We start from the raw sequence: 18,989 nt of genomic DNA, 5'->3' as shown, positions 1-18,989 counted from the left end.
CGCAGGTCTTACTTGACTTCGACCTTGGCGCCAGCTTCTTCCAGCTTCTTCTTGGCGGCTTCGGCGTCAGCCTTGGCCACAGCTTCCTTGACGGGCTTCGGAGCGCCGTCGACCAGGTCCTTGGCTTCCTTCAGACCCAGACCGGTCAGCTCGCGCACGGCCTTGATGACGCTGACCTTGTTCGCGCCGGCTTCCAGCAGGACGACGGTGAACTCGGTTTGCTCTTCAGCAGCGGCGGCAGCGCCACCAGCGGCGGGAGCAGCGACAGCGACAGCAGCGGCAGCAGCCGACACGCCGAACTTCTCTTCCATTTCCTTGATCAGCTCGGACAGCTCGAGCACGGTCATGCCAGCGATGGCGTCAAGGATTTCAGCTTTGTTAAGTGCCATTTTTCAGAACTCCAAATATTTTGGTAATGCCAGGGTTTGGGTGTCGCTTCGTCGTTCAGCGAATTCCGGACAGCAGGGCGATTAGGCCGCTGCCTTTTGGTCGCGCACGGCCGCGAGGCCACGAGCGAACTTGGTCGGAACTTCGTTGAGCGTACGCACGAATTGCGCGATGGGGGCTTGCATGGTGCCAAGCAGTTTCGACAGCAACTCTTCGCGCGAGGGCATGGTGGCCAGAGCCTTCACACCTTCTTGGGTCAGCAGGCTGTTGGGCAATGCGCCCGCCTTGATGACCAGCTTGTCGTTGCTTTTCGCGAAACCTGCGATGACCTTGGCCGCCGAAACCGGATCAGTGCTGATACCATAGATCAGCGGACCGGTCAGTTGCTCAGCCAACGGCTCGAAAGCCGTGCCGGCAACAGCACGACGGGCCAGCGAGTTCTTCAGAACACGCAGATACACGCCCGATTCACGCGCAGTTTTGCGCAGTACGGTGACAGAGGCGACGTCCAGACCACGGTACTCAGCGATAACAATCGATTGTGCCTTGGCGACTTCCGCCGAGACTTCCTCGATTACCACCGCTTTCTCTTGACGATTGAGACTCACGGTTTGAACACTCCATCAAAAGACGCCTGGGGCCTGAGCCTTGCGCGTCAACCGAATGCGGCGCCTGGTCGAGTTCTTCGTGTAAAGAAATCTTCCTGGGGACGCCGTCTACGCTGGATCCGGACTGTGTGAGCTCCGGGATTAAGCGGGGCAGCGGGGATGCTGCTTTCCATACGGAAGGGAGGACCCTTCCACTACCCTGCTCCAGCGGTCTTTGACAGCAACATCCGGAGGAATCCGGATGCAGCCCAAAGTACGTTTACTGCTGTTGGCTTAGTTGGAAGCCGACAGCGAGGCAATTTCCACGCGCGCACCGCCGCCCATCGTGGACGAAACGGCGAGCTTGCGCAGGTAAATGCCCTTGGCAGCTGCGGGACGAGCCTTTTGCAGGGCGTCGACCAGAGCGGCCAGGTTGGTTTGCAGCTGTTCCACGCCGAACGACGCGCGGCCGATCGTTGCGTGGATGATGCCAGCCTTGTCGGTACGGTACTGAACCTGACCGGCCTTGGCGTTCTTGACAGCGGTGGCGACGTCCGGGGTCACGGTGCCGACCTTCGGGTTCGGCATCAGGCCACGGGGACCCAGGATCTGGCCCAGGGCACCCACGACACGCATCGTGTCGGGCGAGGCGATGACAACGTCAAAGTCCATTTGACCGGCCTTGATCGCGTCAGCCAGGTCGTCCAGACCGACGATGTCGGCGCCGGCGGCCTTGGCGGCTTCAGCCTTGTCGCCTTGGGCGAACACGGCCACGCGGACCGACTTGCCGGTGCCGGCGGGCAGCACGACCGAACCGCGAACCAGTTGGTCCGACTTCTTCGGGTCGATGCCGAGTTGCACGGCCACGTCAATGGATTCATTGAACTTGGCGACGGCGGTTTCCTTGACCAGGGTCAGGGCTTCAGCGACCGGGTACAGCTTGGTGCGGTCGATCTTTTGCGCAATAGCGGCTGCGCGCTTGGACAACTTTGCCATGATTAGATCCCCTCAACCGTGATGCCCATGCTGCGGGCGCTGCCAGCGATCGTGCGCACAGCGGCGTCCAGATCAGCGGCGGTCAGATCGGGGCCCTTGGCCTTGGCGATTTCTTCAGCTTGCGCGCGGGTCAGCGTGCCGACCTTGTCGGTATGCGGCTTGGGCGAACCCTTTTGCACGCCAGCGGCCTTCTTGATGAGGACCGTCGCGGGCGGGGTCTTCATGATGAAGGTGAAGCTCTTGTCCGCGAAGGCGGTGATCACCACCGGAATCGGCAGACCAGGCTCCATGCCTTGGGTCTTGGCGTTGAACGCCTTGCAGAATTCCATGATGTTCAGGCCGCGTTGACCCAGTGCCGGGCCAATCGGGGGGGAGGGGTTAGCCTTACCAGCCGGTACTTGCAGCTTGATAAAGCCGACGATCTTCTTCGCCATGCTTTGCTCCTTGCGGGTTATATCGCCCCGACCTATGCGGCCAAGGCTCCCCGGGGGTTAAATTCAGGTCTTTTCGACCTGGCTGAAATCGAGTTCGACGGGCGTGGCACGACCAAAAATCGTGACCGACACGCGAACCTTGCTCTTTTCGTAATTGACTTCTTCGACGTTGCCGTTGAAGTCTGCAAACGGACCTTCCTTGACCCGAACCATCTCGCCCACTTCGAACAGGATCTTGGGGCGGGGTTTCTCGACCCCCTCTTCCATCTGGGAGAGGATCTTCTCGACTTCCTTTTCGGAAATCGGGGACGGACGGTTGCCCGAGCCACCCAAAAAGCCGGTGACACGGTTCGTGTTCTTGACCAAATGCCACGTTTCGTCGGTCAGGTCCATTTCAACCAGGACGTAACCGGGGAAAATGCGGCGTTCGGTGATCGACTTCTGACCACCCTTGACCTCGACGACTTCCTCGGAGGGCACAAGAATGCGGCCAAAAGACGTTTGCAGGCCTGCGCGCTCGATGCGCTCGTTCAGGGCCTTGTGTACGCTTTTTTCCATGCCGGAGTACACATGGACGACATACCAACGCTTACTCATTCGCCGTCCTTATTTCCAGCCCAACAGCAGGCCGTAGAGAATCCATTCGATGCCCTTGTCGAGCACCCACATGAAAATGCCCATGATTGCCACGAACGCGAAAACAATACCCGTCATCTGGGTCGTTTCCTTGCGGGTGGGCCATGCGACACGCTTGACTTCGTTGTAGGACTCGCTGGCAAAGCTCAGGGTACGGCGGCCGGGTTCGCTGAACCAGGCGATCACGGCTGCGATCACGAGGCCGCCGACGAACACGCCGACACGTGCAGGCATCGGCTGTGCGCTAAGCACGGAAAACCCGACGATGCCAGCAATAACGACGAGAACCGCCAGCCCGAGCTTGACCCGGTCGGCGGTACTGGTTACGGTTTCTACGCTGGTATTAGACATATTGCGACGCGAGCCGCCGTGAATGCGTAACTCGCGATAATCTCCCGCGGGTTTATCCTGGCGGTGGCAGGGGCAGTAGGAATCGAACCTACAACCTTCGGTTTTGGAGACCGACGCTCTGCCAATTGAGCTATGCCCCTAAAACACTACACTTGCACTACACATTCACTGAAACTTTGCACTTGTTCCGCCTGCATCGGCTTGCGGAACCATACATAGTACTACTTTTACAGCAAAGATGGATAGAGGGGCTTGAGTGCCCACTCTACCCATCCGGGTATTGCTTACTTCAGGATCTTGGCGACGACGCCGGCGCCGACGGTACGACCGCCTTCACGGATGGCGAAACGCAGGCCTTCTTCCATGGCGATGGGAGCCAACAGCTTGACCGTCATGGCCACGTTGTCGCCCGGCAGAACCATTTCCTTGTCGGCCGGCAGCTCGATCGTGCCCGTCACGTCCGTCGTGCGGAAGTAGAACTGGGGACGATAGCCTTGGAAGAACGGAGTGTGACGGCCGCCTTCTTCCTTGGACAGGATGTACACCTCGGACGTGAAGTCCGTGTGCGGGGTGATCGAGCCCGGCTTGGCCAGAACTTGACCGCGCTGAACGTCTTCACGCTTGGTGCCGCGCAGCAGGATACCCACGTTGTCGCCGGCTTGACCTTGGTCGAGCAGCTTGCGGAACATTTCCACGCCCGTGCAAGTCGTCTTGACCGTCGGAACCAGACCGACGATTTCGATTTCTTCGCCGACCTTGACGATGCCGCGCTCGATACGGCCGGTAACCACCGTGCCGCGACCCGAGATCGAGAACACGTCTTCAACCGGCATCAGGAACGCGCCGTCAACGGCACGCTCAGGCGTCGGGATGTACGAGTCCAGAGCGGCAGCCAGGTTCATGATGGCCTGTTCGCCCAGTTCGCCCTTGTCGCCTTCCAGCGCCAGCTTGGCCGAACCCTTGACGATCGGGGTGTCATCGCCCGGGAAGTCGTACTTCGACAGAAGTTCGCGAACTTCCATTTCCACCAGCTCGAGCAGCTCGGCGTCGTCAACCATGTCAGCCTTGTTCAGGAAGACGATGATGTACGGCACGCCAACCTGGCGGCTCAGCAGGATGTGTTCACGCGTTTGCGGCATCGGGCCGTCAGCGGCCGACACAACCAGGATCGCGCCGTCCATTTGCGCGGCGCCCGTGATCATGTTCTTCACATAGTCAGCGTGGCCCGGGCAGTCAACGTGCGCGTAGTGACGCGCTTCCGTTTCGTACTCGACGTGAGCCGTGTTGATCGTGATGCCGCGAGCCTTTTCTTCAGGAGTCGCATCGATCTGGTCGTAGCCCTTGGCTTCGCCGCCAAACTTGTTCGACAGAACGGTCGTGATCGCCGCCGTCAACGTCGTTTTGCCGTGGTCAACGTGACCAATCGTACCCACGTTCACGTGCGGCTTGGTACGTTCAAACTTGCCTTTTGCCATGGCTGACTCCTGACCTGGATTGCGCTTCTGACTGAAGAAAAGAACTTGGAAATTTGTGGTGCCCATGGCGCGGATCGAACGCGCGACCTCTCCCTTACCAAGGGAGTGCTCTACCACTGAGCCACATGGGCATTTAAAAATCTTGGAGCGGGTGAAGGGAATCGAACCCTCGTCGTAAGCTTGGAAGGCTTCTGCTCTACCATTGAGCTACACCCGCGGCAAACCCTTTCACCTTCTCTTTCCCAGACCTTTCGAAATCAAGGCCTGGGGAACCTTACAACCTTCTTTGCGAAGGCCGCCCAGTTCCCTAGGCCTTACATTGCAAATCCAGGCTAACCGCGCCTGGATTTAGGTATGGGTCTCTGGTGGAGGAGGTTGGATTCGAACCAACGTAGGCGCAAGGCCAACAGATTTACAGTCTGCCCCCTTTAACCACTCGGGCACCCCTCCAGCGGAGAACTTGAGATTATGAACACTTTCAAATCCGCTGTCAAACCATTCGGACGAAAAATTCAAAATTTCTGTTCTGCCACCGTCGCGTTTCCGCGCAGAGGGGGCGAAGCTTACAGGTTTCCGCGAATTGCTGCACGAAAAAGTGAAGAATATTCGTCGGCCGTGTAGTTGACCGGGTTGGTTCCGGCCGAGGGATCCTCGCAAGCCATGCGCCCCACCCGCTCGGCCTGGGCCTCGTCGATGCCGATTTCGGCCAGCGTATGCGGGATGCCCACCGCCTCGCGCAGGGCCAGCACCCAATCCAGCACCGCGCCCGACCCGGCTTGCGGCAAACCCAGGTAGCGGGCAAGCGTTTCCAGCCGCGGCGCCACCGCCTGCTGATTCGCCTTCAGCACATAAGGCATGAGGATGGCGTTGAGCATGCCGTGATGGGCGTCGTAAAGCGCGCCCAGCGGATGCGCCAGCGCATGCATGGCACCCAGGCCACGCTGGAACGCGGTGGCGCCCATGCAGGAGGCCACCAGCATCTGCTGGCGCGCCTGCACATCGCTGCCCTCGGCCACCGCTTGCGGCAAGTACTCCTTGACGAGGCGCATGCCCTCGACCGCAATGCCCGCCGCCATCGGGTGAAAGAACGGCGAACAGTAGGCCTCCAGGTTGTGCGACAGCGCATCCATGCCGGTGGCTGCCGTGATCCTCGGCGGCAGGCCGACTGTCAGCTCCGGATCCAGGATCACGATGGATGGCAGCATGCGCGCGTGGAAAATGATCCGCTTCACCTGGGCAGACTCGTCGGTGATGACCGATGCCCGCCCGACTTCGGAGCCCGTGCCCGCGGTTGTGGGCACCGCCACCACGGGCGCCATGCCGGCGACATTCACGCGCAGATGGTTGTCGCCGATGTCTTCGAAGTCCCACAGGGGCCGCGTCTGGCCCGCCATCAAGGCGATGGCCTTTGCGGCGTCCAGCGCGGAACCGCCGCCGAATGCGATCACGCCATCGTGGCGGCCCTGCCGGTACGCCGCAACCCCGTCATCGACATTGCGGCCGGTTGGATTTCCCTTGATTTCATGGAACGTGCCGCAGTCCAGGCCGGCCGTGCGGCAGGCAAGCAGCGCATCGCCGATCATCGACAAGGTAGCCAGGCCGGGATCGGTGACCAGCAAGGGGCGCGCCATGCCGAGTTCGCGGCACCAGTCGGGCAGCTCACTGACGCGGCCGGGGCCGACCTTGATGGCAGTGGGGTAGTTCCAGTTGACGGAGGGCACGGTCATGGTTCGATTCCTGAATACGTCATGTCAGACGCTGCGCAGATGAAAGGACTTGGCTTGCGTAAGCTGCTCGTATCCGACGGCCGACAGCGATACACCCCTGCCGGTGTTCTTCACGCCGGTCCAGGCAAGCGCGGGGTCCAGATAGTCGCAACGATTCATGAAGAACGTGCCGGTTCGGACCTGCCTGCCGATATGCAGCGCGGCCTCCTCGTCCTGCGTGAACGCCGCGGCCGTAAGGCCATAGGGGCTGTCGTTCATCAGCGTGATGGCTTCCTCGTCGCTATCGACGGGCATGATGCCGACGACCGGCCCGAAGCACTCATCGTTCATGATGCGCATGCGGTGGTCAACCTGCGTCAGCAAGGCCGGCGCCACGTAAGGCGAGCTTTCGCTCGCTTCTGTGAAATGTGATGGATCAATCATATTTCTGGCGCCGGAGGATACCGCTTGGGCAATGACTTCACGGATCTCGGCGGCGGCGTGCGCACGCACGACCGGACCCAGCGTCGTGTCCGCATGCAGCGGATTTCCCAACACGTAGCCGCTGGTCAAGGCGACCGCGCGTTCGATGAAGTCGTCGTACAGAGCCCGCGCCACGTAGATGCGCTGGATGCCACAGCAAGACTGCCCCGAATTGAAGAACGCGCCATCGACCAGCGTCTCCACCGCATGATCTATCTTGGCATCGGCACGCACATAGGCCGGATCGTTTCCGCCCAGTTCCAGGCCAACGCCGATGAAGCGCCCTGCCGCGCTTTCCTCGACGTTGCGGCCACCGCGCACGGAACCGGTAAACGACACGTAGCCGATCTCGGGCGCGCGGATCAGTCGCTGCACGATGTCATGGCTGGCGTGCAGATACTGGAACACGCCTTTCGGCGCGCCGGCATCGCGAAACGCGCGGTCCATCAGCTCCGCGCACAAGGGCGTCTGGTCCGAGTGCTTGAGGATGACGGTATTGCCCGCCATCAAAGCGGGCACGATGCTGTTCACCGCGGTCAGCAAGGGGTAGTTCCATGGCGCGATGGTCAGGGCGACGCCGATCGGCTCGCGGCTGATGAAGCGCGTGAAGCCCGCCTGCGCGGTCGCGGGGATGGGCGCCAGGGCCTCGCCCGCGATCGCGATCATATGGCGCGCGCGGGCCTCGAATCCCGCCACCTCTCCCGGCGTGTACCGCAAGGGCCGGCCCATCTGGATCGTGATGGCGCGCGCGATCTCGTCCTTGGCCGCCACGAAGCGGTCGACGGCTTCCGATACGATGCGCCCCCGCTCGGCCACGCCCAAGGCATGCCAGGCCGCTTGAGCGCCCTGGGCGTTGGCCAGCGCCTGCGCAATTTGCGCTTCGCTGGCATAAGCGCGGCGCACGACCTCGCGCCCGTCGATGGGACTGATGGTGATGAGTTCCTGGGTCATGGCGGGCCTGAACAAGCGGGTTGGATGGATTCAGATGATCTCGAAGTAGCGCGCCAGCTCCCAGTCGGTCACGTGGCGGCGGAACTGCCTTTCTTCCCATTCGCGCGTGGCCACGTAATGCTCCACGAAGGCATCCCCGAACAAGTGACGGGCAGCCTCGGATTCGCGCAGCCGCTGCGCGGCCTCCCACAGGGTCGTGGGCAGGCGCAAATGCCCGGGAAACTGCTGGGTATAGGCGTTGCCCTGCACCATCGGCTCGGGCTTGAGGCCTTGCTCGATTCCATGCAGGCCGGAGGCCAGCGCGGCGGACAGCGCAATGTAGGGATTGGCGTCGGCCGAGCCGATGCGCACTTCGACGCGTTGCGACTTGTCGCTGCCCGGAATGAGGCGCAGCGCCGTGGTGCGGTTCTCCATGCCCCAAGTGGCGTCCAGCGGCGCCCAGTACCCCGGCACCAGGCGCGAATAGCTGTTGATGGTCTGCGCGTACAGCGCCATGAATTCGGGCAGGTAGTGCTGCACGCCAGCCATGAAGGACGCCTGCACGGCGCTCATCCCGTGGGGCTGCGATTCGTCGAAAAAAGCCGAGCGCCCCGTCTTCCGGTCCCGCAGCGACAGATGGATGTGGCCGCTCTGCCCCGGATGGTCGTGCGACCATTTCGCCATGAATGTCGCCATCAGGCCATTTTGTTGCGCGAGCGCCTTGGCGAAGGTTTTGAAGAGGAACGCCTTGTCGCCCGCGGCGGCAGCCAGGTCAACGGCGATCGCCGCTTCCAGGACGCCTGGACCGGTCTCGGTATGCAGGCCTTCGATGGGCATGTCCATGCGTTCGCACATGTCCAGGAGCTTGCGGTAGAAGTCGCCTTCGACCGTGCTGCGCAGCACGGAGTATCCGAAATTTCCCGGTGTCCAGTTCTCCATGTTGCGGTAGTTCTTCGCGCGCACGGAGTGCGGCGTCTCGCGAAACATGAAGAACTCGTATTCCAGCGCCGCGTATACGTCAAAGCCCATGCCGGCGGCGCGCTCTATCGTCCGGTGCAGCAGGCGGCGCGGACAGATGGCGCCCGCATCGCCTTCGAATTCCGCCAGGAACAGCAGCATGTCTTCACCGCCAGGACCTTGTTCGAGCGGCAGCCGGCGGCCGCTCTGCGGCACGATCCTGAGCTTGGCGTCGGGGTAGGCGGTGTGCCAGCCGGTGTACTTGGTGTTGTCGTAGAGCTGGTCGTCGAGGTCCCAGCCCAAGACGACGTCGCAAAATGCCAGCCCCGAGCGCAGCGCGCCGAGAAACTTGTCGCGCCGCAGATACTTGCCCAGCATGACGCCGTCCACGTCGGACAAGCCCACCTTGATATGCGAGAGCGGACTGGCTTGCACCAGACGCTCCGCGTCTTCCACCGTTGCTACCCCTAGTGCATGCATGCTCGTTCACCTTTGTGGCTGAAGCGTTGCGTTGAACTGCGGGCGGGCAGCGCGTGATTCAAGCCATGGCCGCCCCCAGCACCCGCATCGCCTGGCGATGCAGCTGCGGCGTGGCGGCCGCGACCACGCGGCCCTGCGATTCGAGGCTGAGCGGCTGCCCCGTCCAATCGGTGATGACGCCGCCCGCGCCTTCGATCACGGGCATCAGCGCCAGATAGTCATACGGTTGCAGGCCGGCCTCGACGACAAGATCCACATGGCCGCTGGCCAGGAGCCCATAGCTGTAGCAGTCGCCGCCATAACGGCGCATGCGGGCCGCCTGGGTCAAGGCGTCGAATGCCGCGAGCTCGGCGCCCTCGAAGATGTCGGGCGATGTGGCGTACAGGATGGCCTGGCGCAGTTCGGCACAGGCGCTGACGCGGCAATCCTCGCCATTGAGCCGCGCGGAGGACTCGGCCACGCCGATCCAGCGCTCGTCCAGCATCGGGATATCGATGACGCCCAGCACCGGTCTTCCCCGATGCAGCAGCGCCAGCAAGGTGCCCCACAGCGGGTTGCCGGAGATGAACGCGCGCGTCCCGTCGATGGGATCCAGCGACCACACGAACTCGGCCTCGGCATGGGAGGCTCCGAACTCTTCGCCGAAGATGCCGTGATCGGGGTAGTGCAAGGCGATGACCTCGCGCAGGGTCGCTTCGACTTCCCTGTCCGCTTGCGTGACCGGGCTTTCATCCGCCTTGGTGTCCACGGCGAGTGGATGCCGGAACCACTTGCGCGACAAGGGCCGCACGCGGTCCGCCAGCATTTGGGCGAACGAGGAAAACGCAGCGAGTTGCTGCGCGGACAAGGGCGAAGAAGTTTGCATTGATGCGCTCCCAGGAGTGGCGAGAGAGGAGGTGCCTACGCCAAAAAAACTCCTGCATGCAGGTTTTTCCAGTCTAGACACGTTGCCACAAATTTGCAAACATACATAAAACTGCAACCTGGACTTTAGTTCAGACAGGTCGCCGTCCGCATACGTAGCTCACCACCGTTGCCGTGTATTCCCCACCGGAGTCCCATCATGCAATGTATGAAGAAGCTTAGCCTTGTGGTTGCAGTAATTTCCCTAGGTTGTGCGCAGGCCCATGCCGGCGCCATCACCGTCTACACCGCGCTGGAAGAAGACGAAATCGCGGCCTACCTGAAGGCCGCCAACGCGGCCATGCCGGATGTGAAGGTCAATGTGCTGCGGCTCTCTACCGGCGATCTGGGCGCACGTCTGATCGCCGAGGCGGCCAACCCGCAACAGGACGTCATCTGGGGCTTCGCGGTCAGCAACATGCTGGATCCCCGCCTGCAGAATCTGCTGGCGCCCTATGCGGCCAAGGGCACGGATACGCTGCCGGCCCAATACAAGGGCACGGACAACAAATGGTTTGCCGCCACCGGCTATGTGGCTGCCTTCTGTGTAAACACCGACAGGCTGAAATCCAAGAACCTGCCCATGCCGACTTCCTGGGAGGATCTGACCAAGCCTGTCTACAAGGGGGAAATAGTTATCCCCAGCCCTGCGGCATCCGGCACCGGCTATCTGCAGATCGTCGCCCTGCTGCAGGGTCTGGGCCAGGAAAAAGGCTGGGCGCTGCTGAAGGACCTGGACAAGAACGTGGCGCAGTACACGCCGTCGGGCTCACGCCCCTGCAAGATGGCGCGAGCGGGCGAATACGCCATCGGCGTGTCATTCGCCTTCCCCGCCATGCAGTCCATCGAGGAAGGCTACCCCGTAAAGATGGTGATCCCATCCAAATGGGTGGGCTACGAACTGGAGGCGTCCGGCCTGATGAAGACGGCCAAGAATCCCGAGGACGCCAAGCGCTTCCTGGACTGGACCTTGTCGGCGCAGGCTGGCGGGCTCTACAGCAAGTACAAGGAACTGGTCACCCTGCCCGGCGCCGCCCCCAACAAGGCAGCGGAGGCGGCCGGCCTGCCCAAGGACCTGACCACCGTGCTGTATCCGGTGGATTTCCAGAAGTCCGCCGCCGAACGCGATGCAACGATCAAGACCTGGCAGAACACCATCAAGCGCTGACCGGCTTGCCACCGGCCTGCGCCGGCGGCAAGCCGTCCTGGAGACGCCATGTATCTGGAATTGCGTGGGATACGGAAGACCTTCGATACCGCGGTAGCGCTGGAAGACATCGACCTCTCGGTGGGGGAGCACGAATTCGTCTGCCTGCTGGGACCCAGCGGATGCGGCAAGACCACCCTGCTGCGCATCGTGGCAGGCCTGTTGCCGTTTGACCGTGGCACGATCACCCTGGGCGGACGGGACCTGAGCGCACTGCCGGCGCGCAAGCGCGGCTTCGGCATCGTGTTCCAGTCGTATTCGCTGTTTCCCAACATGACGGTGGCCGAGAACGTAGGCTACGGACTGCGCATCCGCGGCGAAGCACGTGAGCGCATCGGCGCCCGGGTCCGGGAGCTGCTGGCGCTGATCAAGCTGCCCGACTATGCCGAGCGCTACCCGCACCAGCTCTCGGGCGGGCAGCAACAGCGTGTCGCCCTGGCGCGCGCCCTCGCGGTCGATCCGGCGCTGATTCTGCTCGACGAACCACTGTCGGCGCTGGATGCGCGCGTGCGCACGGATATGCGCGCCGAAATCCACGAGGTGCAGCGCCGGCTGAAGATTCCCACCGTCATGGTCACGCACGATCAGGAGGAGGCGTTGACGCTGGCCGACAAGATCGTCTGCATGAATGACGGGCGAATCGAACAGGTGGGATCACCCTCGGACCTGTACCTCAGGCCGCGCACTCGGTTCGTGGCGAATTTCGTGGGCCTGAGCAATCTGCTGCCCACCGAATGGGTGCGCGAGGCCATGCCTCAACTGCTGGCGACGCGCCCCGAAGGCGCGAGCGAGCGCTACGAGGCCTGCCTGCGTCCGGAGAACCTGCGCGTCGCGGCTGATGAACGCGGCCCCGGCCGCGTGCAGGACCTGACCTTCATGGGCAACCTCACGCGCTTGCGCGTCGCCTGGATGGGCCGCGAACTGACGGTGGAGCAGCACGGCGCGGCGGGGCTGTCGCGCGGCGCGCCCGTGAGCCTGGCCATCGAACCCGGCCATTGCGCCTGGGTCAGCGCATGAATGCGCCGTTCGGAGCGGTTGCGTGAGCAGCGCGCACGCGAGCGTCGCGCTGGCAGCGCCGACGGGCCGCGCGCCCTGGTCGGCCGACCGCCTGCTGCTGTGGACCTGCGTCGCCATACCCATGGCGGGCCTGGCGCTGTTCTTCCTGTATCCGCTGGCCACCGTGGCATGGCGCAGCCTGGTGGAGAAGGACGGTTCCATCGGCCTGGGCAACTATGCCGAAGTCTTCGCCACGCGTGGCATCCTCACGGCTACCCTCAACAGCCTGGTGATGAGCGCCGCCACCACCGTGGTCAGCATTGTGCTGGGGTTCGCTGTCGCCTATGGTCTGGACCGGAGCTGCATGCGCGGCAAGGCCCTGGTGCGGCTGGCGCTGGTGCTGCCGCTGCTGGCGCCTTCGCTGGTGCAGGGGCTGGGCCTCATCTTCATACTTGGACGAAATGGGCTGGTGCACCGGTGGACCGGATGGGAGATCGACATCTATGGATTCTGGGGCCTGCTGATCTCCAATGTCTTCTACGCCCTGCCCCAGGCGGTGCTGATCCTGCAGGCGGCCTTGCGCAACATGGATGCCCGCTATTACGACGCGGCCGAGGTCATGGGCGCGTCAAGCGCGCGCCAGTTCTTCGACATCACCCTGCCCAACTGCAAATTCGGATTGCTCAGCGCGGGATTCGTCGTGTTCGTCATCACCATCACGGACTTCGGCAATGCGGCGGTGATCGGCGGCAACTATCGCGTGCTGGCCACGGAGATCTACAGTCAGGTGTCGGGACAGATGAACTTCGGCCTGGGATCCGTGGTGGGCATCCTGTTGCTGCTGCCCTCGCTGGTCTCGGTGCAGATCGAGCGCGTAGCCTCGCAGCGCCAGTTCGGATCGGCCTCGCCCAGCGGCCTGAAGGTCACGCCGCAACCATCGCGTGGCCGCGATGCGGCATTCAGCGCCGGCGTGCTGCTTGCCGTCAGCACGATCATCGTCACGGTGGGCACCGTCATCTTCGCCAGCTTCATGCGGCTCTGGCCATACCGCATGGAATGGACCCTGAAGCACTACGACATCACGGTCAGCGGGGGCTATTCGCCGCTCTGGACCTCGCTGTACCTGTCGCTGGCGGCCGCTGGCGCAGGCGTGCTGCTGCTGTTCTTCCTGAGCTTCGGCGTATGCCGGATTCCGCGCGCCTGGGCCAAGCTGGTGTACATGGTGTCGGTGCTTCCGGTCGGGGTGCCGGGTCTGGTGCTGGGCCTGTCGTACATTTTCGCGTTCAATGCGCCGGGAACGCCCTTGTATGCGCTCTACGGCAGCGCGGCGCTGATCGCCCTGTGCAACTTCTACCACTACCATACCCAGGGCTTCCTGACGATGATGACCGGCATGCGCGCCGTGCCGCAGGCGCTGGAGGAAGCGGTGAGCTGCCTGGGCGGGGGCACCCTGCATGTGTTGCGCGACGCCGTGCTGCCGCTGATCGGGCCCACCGTGCTGGGTGTCTTCTTTTTTCTCTTCATGCGCTCCATGGTGACCCTGTCGGCGGTGATCTTTCTGGTGACGCCCTCGGTCAGCGTCGCGCCGGTATCGGTGCTGCGGCTGGACGAAGCCGGCTTCGTTTCGCAAGCGGCGGCCTATTCAACCCTTATCATGCTGGTCGTGGGGGGTTCTCTGCTGGTGTTGCGCGCATTGATCGCAGCAGCCGCGCGGCGGCGGACATAGATTAGGAAGCATCGGATATGTGGCAAGAAGAGCGGTATCAGAGAATCCGCGCCCTGCTGTCTTCATTGCAGCAGGTATCGACCGACCGTATCGTCGGCGAGCTCGGGGTGTCGCGCGAAACCGTCAGGCGGGATCTGCTCGAACTGGAGGCTTTGGGAGAATTGCGCCGCGTGCACGGAGGCGCCGTTCCCGTGCATAACGAGCCTCCCATCGCGGAGCGCGTGCATACCCGCGTGAAGTACAAGCGCGCCATCGCGCGAGCCGCGGCCGGCCTGGTATCCAGCGGACAGACTCTGTTCCTGGACGCAGGCAGCACCACCAGCGTCCTGGCCGACGAACTGGCCAAGCTGTCCGGCCTGACCATCATTACCAATTCGTTCGACGTCGCCCTGAAGGTGGGCGCGGCGGGCAATGGCGCCAACCAGCTGATCATGCTGGGAGGGTCCGTCGGCGGCCCGGTATGCGCCACTGCGGGCGACATCACGATTGCCGAGATCCACCGCTACCGCGCCGACCTCGCGCTGTTGTCGCCGGTGGGCGTCGACGTGGAATGCGGCGCCACCAACTACGACCTGCGCGAGGCCGAGGTGGCGCGCGCGATGACGGCCAACGCCAAGCAGCTCGTGCTGCTGGCCGACTTCAGCAAGATCGGCCTGTGCAGTCGGGTGTCGTACTGCAGCGCGGACCGGATCGACCACCTCGTCACCAACGGCAGCGCGCAGAAGTCGCCGGCCTACGCCGCATTGAAGTCGGCCGTGGGCAATACCCTGGCGGTGTAGCGCCGCCGGCGCATCCGTCAATCCAGCGACACGCCCGCGGTCTTCACCATCTCGGCCCAGTAGGCCGTGTCCTGCTGCAGGCGGGTCTTGAAGGCGGCCGGCGGGCTGCCCACCGGCCGGCTGCCCCCGCTGTTGATCTTGGCGATCACGGCGGGCGACTTCATGGCCTGGTCCACGGCCTGCGCCAGGTAGGCGATGCGCTCGGACGGCGTGCCCGCGGGTGCGAACAGACCATACCAGTCATCCGCGGTGATGCCCTCCATGCCGGCCTGCTGCAACGTGGGCGCCTCCTTGAAGATGCCCACGCCGTCGCCGTGGCTCATCGCAAGAATGCGCAGCTTGCCAGCGGCCACCATGGGCTCGGCCGACGCGGGCGAGGTGATCAACATATCCACTGTGCCGCCCATCAGGTCGGTAATGGCCGGCGCCGCGCCCCGATACGGCACATGCACCAGCTTGACGCCGGCCTTCTGCGACACGAGCGCGCCCATCAGGTGGCTCATGGTTCCGTTGCCGGGGGTTGCATAGGTGATGGTGCCCGGCTGCTTGCGCGCGGCCGCCAGATAGTCGTTCAGGCTCTTGTACGGACTCTCGGTGCGCGCCACGAGCACCAGCGGCGCCGACGTGATCTGCGAGATCGGAGCGAAATCCTTCAAGGGATCAAAGCCCACGTTCTTGTAAAGGCGCGGATTGACGGCCATGACGCTGGTCTGCGACATCACGAGGGTGTAGCCATCGGGTTTGGCCCGCGAGACCTGCGCCGTGCCGACGTTGCCGCCCGCGCCGGAGCGGTTTTCCACCACCACGCTCTGGCCCGTGATGGTGCCCAGCTCCTGCGCGATCAGCCGCGCCACGCCATCGTTGCCGCCCCCGGGAGGAAATGGCGAGACCACGGTGATGGCCTGCTTGGGAAAGTCCGCCAAGGGCGCGGGCGCCTGAGCGTGGGCGGCGGCTCCCAACAGCAGTCCGGCCATTGCCGCGGCGGCGGCCTTGCAAGCGTGCAATGCATGTTGCTTCATCTGGATTTCCCCTTGTGTAGTCAGCCGGATACTCGGCCGTCCTTTGCGTTCCGGTTCGCCATGAACCGTCCGCACCCCGTCGGCAAAAGCCGCCGGGGCGTAGTGATCAGGTTGATGCGTCTGTGCCGCCGCGGCGGCGGCGTTGTCAGCCGGCCGGGAAGCGGTAGGCCGCAAGTTCGCGTTCGTCTATCTGCTTGACCAGGTTGGTCTCCCAGGCCAGATACTGGCGCGCGGCGGCCTTGTTGCCGTCGTGGCGGTCATGCACGAAGAATAGATAGTCGATGCACTCGCTGTCGGCCGGTTCGGCCGGCGTGGATTCCAGCGCAATCCCCTGCGCCGACCAGCCTTCCGGCGTGCCGATGTTCACCTTGATGTCCGCGATGCCCCGCGCGCGCAGGTCGCCGGCGGCCCAGGCGGCCAGCTCGGCCTCTTCGGCCAGCAGGACCACCGGACGCGTGGCGTCCAGCGCCAGGCGGTCCAGCCGCGGGCGGACGGACCAGCGAGCGCCGGCGATGTGCCTGGCGCGATAGCGCATGCTGGGACGGATATCGATCGCTTGGGCGCCCTGCGCCAGCGCAGCCGCCAACGCGGCGTCGGACAGCACGGAGACCGCCGGCGCGTGCGACACGGCCGCTGCATGGGTCAGCGCGGCCTGCACGCCCTCCTTCAGCACGCAGGCGTCCCACCCCATCTGCCTGAGCCAGCTGGCGACGACGGGCGCGCGCACGCCTTCGCCATCGAACACGACAATGCGCGCGCCGCGCACGGCCAGGTACTGGTCGGTTGCCTGCACCAGCTGACCGCCCGGCGTGTGCTGCGCCCCGGGCAGGGAGCCCTGCTGGAACTCTTCGGCGCTGCGCACATCGCAAAGAAAAGTGCTGCGCGCCGTGTCGTGCAGCCAGGCCTGGACCTGGCTGGCGCCGACCACGGGAACGCCATGGCGTTCGGCCAATTGCGCGGAACGTTGCGCCAGGGCGGGAACGTCTTTCTCGGCAATGTCGTCGGCGTAGCGGCGGCGGGCCCCGTGTTCCAGTTGCAGGTCTTCCAGGTACCAGCCTTGCGTGCCGTTCTCCAGCGCGTAGACGGGGTTGGGGACACCCAGATTGATCAGCGTCTGCGCGCCGATGATGCTGCGCGTGCGGCCCGCGCAATTCACCACGATCGTGGTGTCCGGACTGCTGGCCAGCGTGTGGGCGCGCAGCGCCAGTTCACCGTTGGGGCAGCAGACCCCGCCAGGGATGCTCATCTTCTGGTATTCGGCATAGGGCCGGCCGTCCAGCACGATCAGGTCGTCGCCGCGCCGCTGGCGTTCGGCCAGCTCGCGGGCGCCGATGCGCGGGGTGTGAAAAACTTCTTCGGCCAGTTCGCCAAAGGTTTTGCTGGGGACGTTCACCCCCGCGAACGCGGCATAGCCCTCCTGCTGCCAATGCGCGAGGCCGCCCGCCAGGCGATGCACCTGGCCGTAGCCCAACGCGCCCAATGCCCGCGCCGCGCGCGCCGCCGTGTCATCGGCGCCGCCGTTGTCGTAGACCACCACCCGCACGCCGCGACGCGGCGCCAGGCGCACGATATCCATCTCCAGCCTGCTGTATGGCAAGGGCGCCGCGTAGAACAGGTGGGACTCGCCGTATTGGCCATGCTCGCGCACATCGAGAAGCGCGATCTCGCTGCCGTCGTGCAGCCATTGCTTGAGCGTATGCGCGTCGACGTCGGCAAAGGAATGGTCGGTGTTGGGGTGCATCATGAGATTCGGAGGGAACGGAGTGGTTGTGGTTGGGTCAGGGCGGACAGGCCGCACTCAAGATCGGCAATGAGGTCCTCCGGGTCTTCCAGGCCGACATGCAAGCGCAGCATGGGGCCGCGCGCGACGCTGTCTGGCACGGCGCGCGAGGCGAGATTGACCGGGATCACCAGGCTTTCGAAGCCGCCCCACGATGCGCCGATGCCAAAGAGCCGCAGGCTGTCGATCAGGCGTTCGGCGTCGGACTCCGTGAAGGCGTCCGACAACTCGACGGTCAGCAAGCCATTGGCGCCGCTGCAGTCCCGCAACCAGATCGCGTGCGACGGATCGCCAGGCAAGGCGGGGCAAAGCACCCGGGCCACCTCGGGACGTGCCAGCAGCCAGCGGGCAACCTGCATGGCGCTGCGGGCATGCTGCGCCATGCGCAGCGGCAGCGAACGCATTCCGCGCAGCACCAGGAAGGCATCGTCCGCGCCCACCGTCTGGCCGAAGTCGATCGTGGCGCGTTCCAGCGCACGCCAGGCCCGTTCGTTGGTGACGACGGCTCCCATCATCACGTCGGCATGCCCGCCCAGGTATTTGGTCGCCGCCAGGATGGAGATATCGGCCCCGAGCGTGAGCGGCTGGTGTATCAATCCGGACGCCCAGGTGTTATCCACAGCCAGCCAGCAATCGTGTTTGCGCGCGGTTGTGGATAACTTGGGGAGGTCCGGCATCTCGTAAGTCAGCGAGCCCGGAGACTCGGCGTAGATCATCCGGGTGTTGGGCCGGATCAGCGCCTCGATGCCGACGCCGTCTGGCCGGTAGTACGTGTGCTCGATACCCAGCCGGGCCAGGTGTTCCGCGCAGAACCGGCGCACCGGCTCGTACACGGCATCGGTGAGCAGCACATGGTCGCCGGCGCGCAGATAGGCGAGCAGCACGGTGGCAATGGCGGCCTGGCCAGTGGGGTACAGCTTGGCGCGAAAGCCCTGCTCCAGCTCGATCAGCGCGTCTTCCAGCGCATGCGTGCTGTCGGTGCCGCGCGCGCCGTAGGATGGCAGGCGCTCCTGCTCGCGGCGTGCCCGCGTGTCGCGCCAGGCTTCCACGCTTTCAAACACGTAAGTGCTGGCGCGTGTGACCGGGGTGTTGACCCAGCCTTGATGGGGACGCCCAGCACGCAGCAGGCGGGTCGCGGACCGATAGGGCTTGTTCAT

The 18,989-nt window shown here is 64.0% G+C and carries 18 protein-coding genes and 4 tRNA genes; 4 read left to right on the top strand and 18 right to left on the bottom strand.

Annotated features, from left to right (window positions below):
* Window positions 1-8: 8 nt before the first annotated feature.
* The 15 genes from rplL to hisN all read right to left on the bottom strand — a co-directional run bounded on the left by rplL (window position 9) and on the right by hisN (window position 10,287).
* Complete coding sequence (gene rplL / locus HLG70_RS21930) at window positions 9-389, bottom strand: 50S ribosomal protein L7/L12 (RefSeq protein WP_006227008.1); 381 nt, start codon at window positions 387-389, stop codon at window positions 9-11.
* Between the two features lie 81 nt (window positions 390-470).
* Window positions 471-995, bottom strand: a complete 525-nt coding sequence (gene rplJ, locus HLG70_RS21925; protein ID WP_171667611.1) for a 50S ribosomal protein L10 — start codon at window positions 993-995, stop codon at window positions 471-473.
* A 273-nt stretch (window positions 996-1,268) separates the two neighbouring features.
* Entirely contained in the window at window positions 1,269-1,970 is a 702-nt protein-coding gene (gene rplA / locus HLG70_RS21920; protein ID WP_171667612.1) for a 50S ribosomal protein L1, read from the bottom strand.
* A gap of 2 nt (window positions 1,971-1,972) precedes the next feature.
* Window positions 1,973-2,404 carry a 50S ribosomal protein L11 gene (gene rplK / locus HLG70_RS21915; protein ID WP_046806050.1) on the bottom strand — a complete coding sequence of 144 codons (432 nt, stop codon included), beginning with the start codon at window positions 2,402-2,404 and terminating at the stop codon, window positions 1,973-1,975.
* A 63-nt stretch (window positions 2,405-2,467) separates the two neighbouring features.
* A complete protein-coding gene (gene nusG, locus HLG70_RS21910; RefSeq protein ID WP_171667613.1) occupies window positions 2,468-3,001 on the bottom strand; it encodes a transcription termination/antitermination protein NusG in 534 nt (177 codons plus the stop codon).
* 9 nt (window positions 3,002-3,010) lie between these two features.
* The gene (gene secE / locus HLG70_RS21905; RefSeq protein WP_171667614.1) at window positions 3,011-3,391 is read right to left on the bottom strand and encodes a preprotein translocase subunit SecE; all 381 of its coding nucleotides are present in this window, start codon (window positions 3,389-3,391) and stop codon (window positions 3,011-3,013) included.
* A gap of 64 nt (window positions 3,392-3,455) precedes the next feature.
* Window positions 3,456-3,531: transfer RNA gene (locus tag HLG70_RS21900), tRNA-Trp, on the bottom strand.
* Between the two features lie 144 nt (window positions 3,532-3,675).
* Entirely contained in the window at window positions 3,676-4,866 is a 1,191-nt protein-coding gene (gene tuf, locus HLG70_RS21895; protein WP_057285896.1) for an elongation factor Tu, read from the bottom strand.
* A gap of 56 nt (window positions 4,867-4,922) precedes the next feature.
* A tRNA-Thr gene (locus HLG70_RS21890) sits at window positions 4,923-4,997 on the bottom strand.
* Window positions 4,998-5,009: 12 nt separating this feature from the next.
* A tRNA-Gly gene (locus tag HLG70_RS21885) sits at window positions 5,010-5,083 on the bottom strand.
* A gap of 146 nt (window positions 5,084-5,229) precedes the next feature.
* A tRNA-Tyr gene (locus HLG70_RS21880) sits at window positions 5,230-5,316 on the bottom strand.
* Window positions 5,317-5,429: 113 nt separating this feature from the next.
* Window positions 5,430-6,593, bottom strand: coding sequence for an iron-containing alcohol dehydrogenase (locus tag HLG70_RS21875; protein ID WP_171665965.1), 1,164 nt, complete (start codon window positions 6,591-6,593; stop codon window positions 5,430-5,432).
* A gap of 24 nt (window positions 6,594-6,617) precedes the next feature.
* On the bottom strand, window positions 6,618-8,006 hold the full coding sequence (locus HLG70_RS21870; protein ID WP_171665967.1) for an aldehyde dehydrogenase family protein: 1,389 nt from the start codon (window positions 8,004-8,006) through the stop codon (window positions 6,618-6,620).
* Window positions 8,007-8,036: 30 nt separating this feature from the next.
* On the bottom strand, window positions 8,037-9,422 hold the full coding sequence (locus HLG70_RS21865; RefSeq protein WP_171665969.1) for a glutamine synthetase family protein: 1,386 nt from the start codon (window positions 9,420-9,422) through the stop codon (window positions 8,037-8,039).
* Between the two features lie 58 nt (window positions 9,423-9,480).
* Complete coding sequence (hisN, locus tag HLG70_RS21860; RefSeq protein WP_171665971.1) at window positions 9,481-10,287, bottom strand: histidinol-phosphatase; 807 nt, start codon at window positions 10,285-10,287, stop codon at window positions 9,481-9,483.
* A 198-nt stretch (window positions 10,288-10,485) separates the two neighbouring features.
* Here hisN and HLG70_RS21855 point away from each other — a divergent pair, with 198 nt between their 5' ends.
* Genes HLG70_RS21855 through HLG70_RS21840 form a run of 4 tightly spaced genes read left to right on the top strand, consistent with a single transcriptional unit; the run spans window position 10,486 to window position 15,033 of the window.
* Complete coding sequence (locus HLG70_RS21855; RefSeq protein WP_171665973.1) at window positions 10,486-11,493, top strand: ABC transporter substrate-binding protein; 1,008 nt, start codon at window positions 10,486-10,488, stop codon at window positions 11,491-11,493.
* A 48-nt stretch (window positions 11,494-11,541) separates the two neighbouring features.
* A complete protein-coding gene (locus HLG70_RS21850) occupies window positions 11,542-12,549 on the top strand; it encodes an ABC transporter ATP-binding protein (RefSeq protein ID WP_171665975.1) in 1,008 nt (335 codons plus the stop codon).
* 22 nt (window positions 12,550-12,571) lie between these two features.
* Window positions 12,572-14,254, top strand: a complete 1,683-nt coding sequence (locus HLG70_RS21845; protein WP_171665977.1) for an ABC transporter permease subunit — start codon at window positions 12,572-12,574, stop codon at window positions 14,252-14,254.
* A 17-nt stretch (window positions 14,255-14,271) separates the two neighbouring features.
* A complete protein-coding gene (locus HLG70_RS21840) occupies window positions 14,272-15,033 on the top strand; it encodes a DeoR/GlpR family DNA-binding transcription regulator (RefSeq protein WP_171665979.1) in 762 nt (253 codons plus the stop codon).
* A gap of 17 nt (window positions 15,034-15,050) precedes the next feature.
* Here HLG70_RS21840 and HLG70_RS21835 read toward each other — a convergent pair whose 3' ends face one another.
* The 3 genes from HLG70_RS21835 to metC all read right to left on the bottom strand — a co-directional run bounded on the left by HLG70_RS21835 (window position 15,051) and on the right by metC (window position 18,989).
* Window positions 15,051-16,052, bottom strand: a complete 1,002-nt coding sequence (locus tag HLG70_RS21835; protein ID WP_171665981.1) for a Bug family tripartite tricarboxylate transporter substrate binding protein — start codon at window positions 16,050-16,052, stop codon at window positions 15,051-15,053.
* Window positions 16,053-16,197: 145 nt separating this feature from the next.
* Window positions 16,198-17,793: a rhodanese-like domain-containing protein gene (locus HLG70_RS21830; protein ID WP_171666583.1), complete on the bottom strand. Its 1,596-nt coding sequence runs from the start codon at window positions 17,791-17,793 to the stop codon at window positions 16,198-16,200.
* Complete coding sequence (metC, locus tag HLG70_RS21825; RefSeq protein ID WP_171665983.1) at window positions 17,793-18,989, bottom strand: cystathionine beta-lyase; 1,197 nt, start codon at window positions 18,987-18,989, stop codon at window positions 17,793-17,795. Before metC ends, HLG70_RS21830 begins: the two co-directional genes overlap by 1 nt.

It is taken from the genome of Achromobacter deleyi (assembly GCF_013116765.2).
In the GTDB taxonomy this organism is placed as follows: domain Bacteria; phylum Pseudomonadota; class Gammaproteobacteria; order Burkholderiales; family Burkholderiaceae_B; genus Achromobacter; species Achromobacter deleyi_A.
Note: the sequence above shows the minus strand (reverse complement) of the source record. Positions and strands in the feature narration are given on the sequence as shown.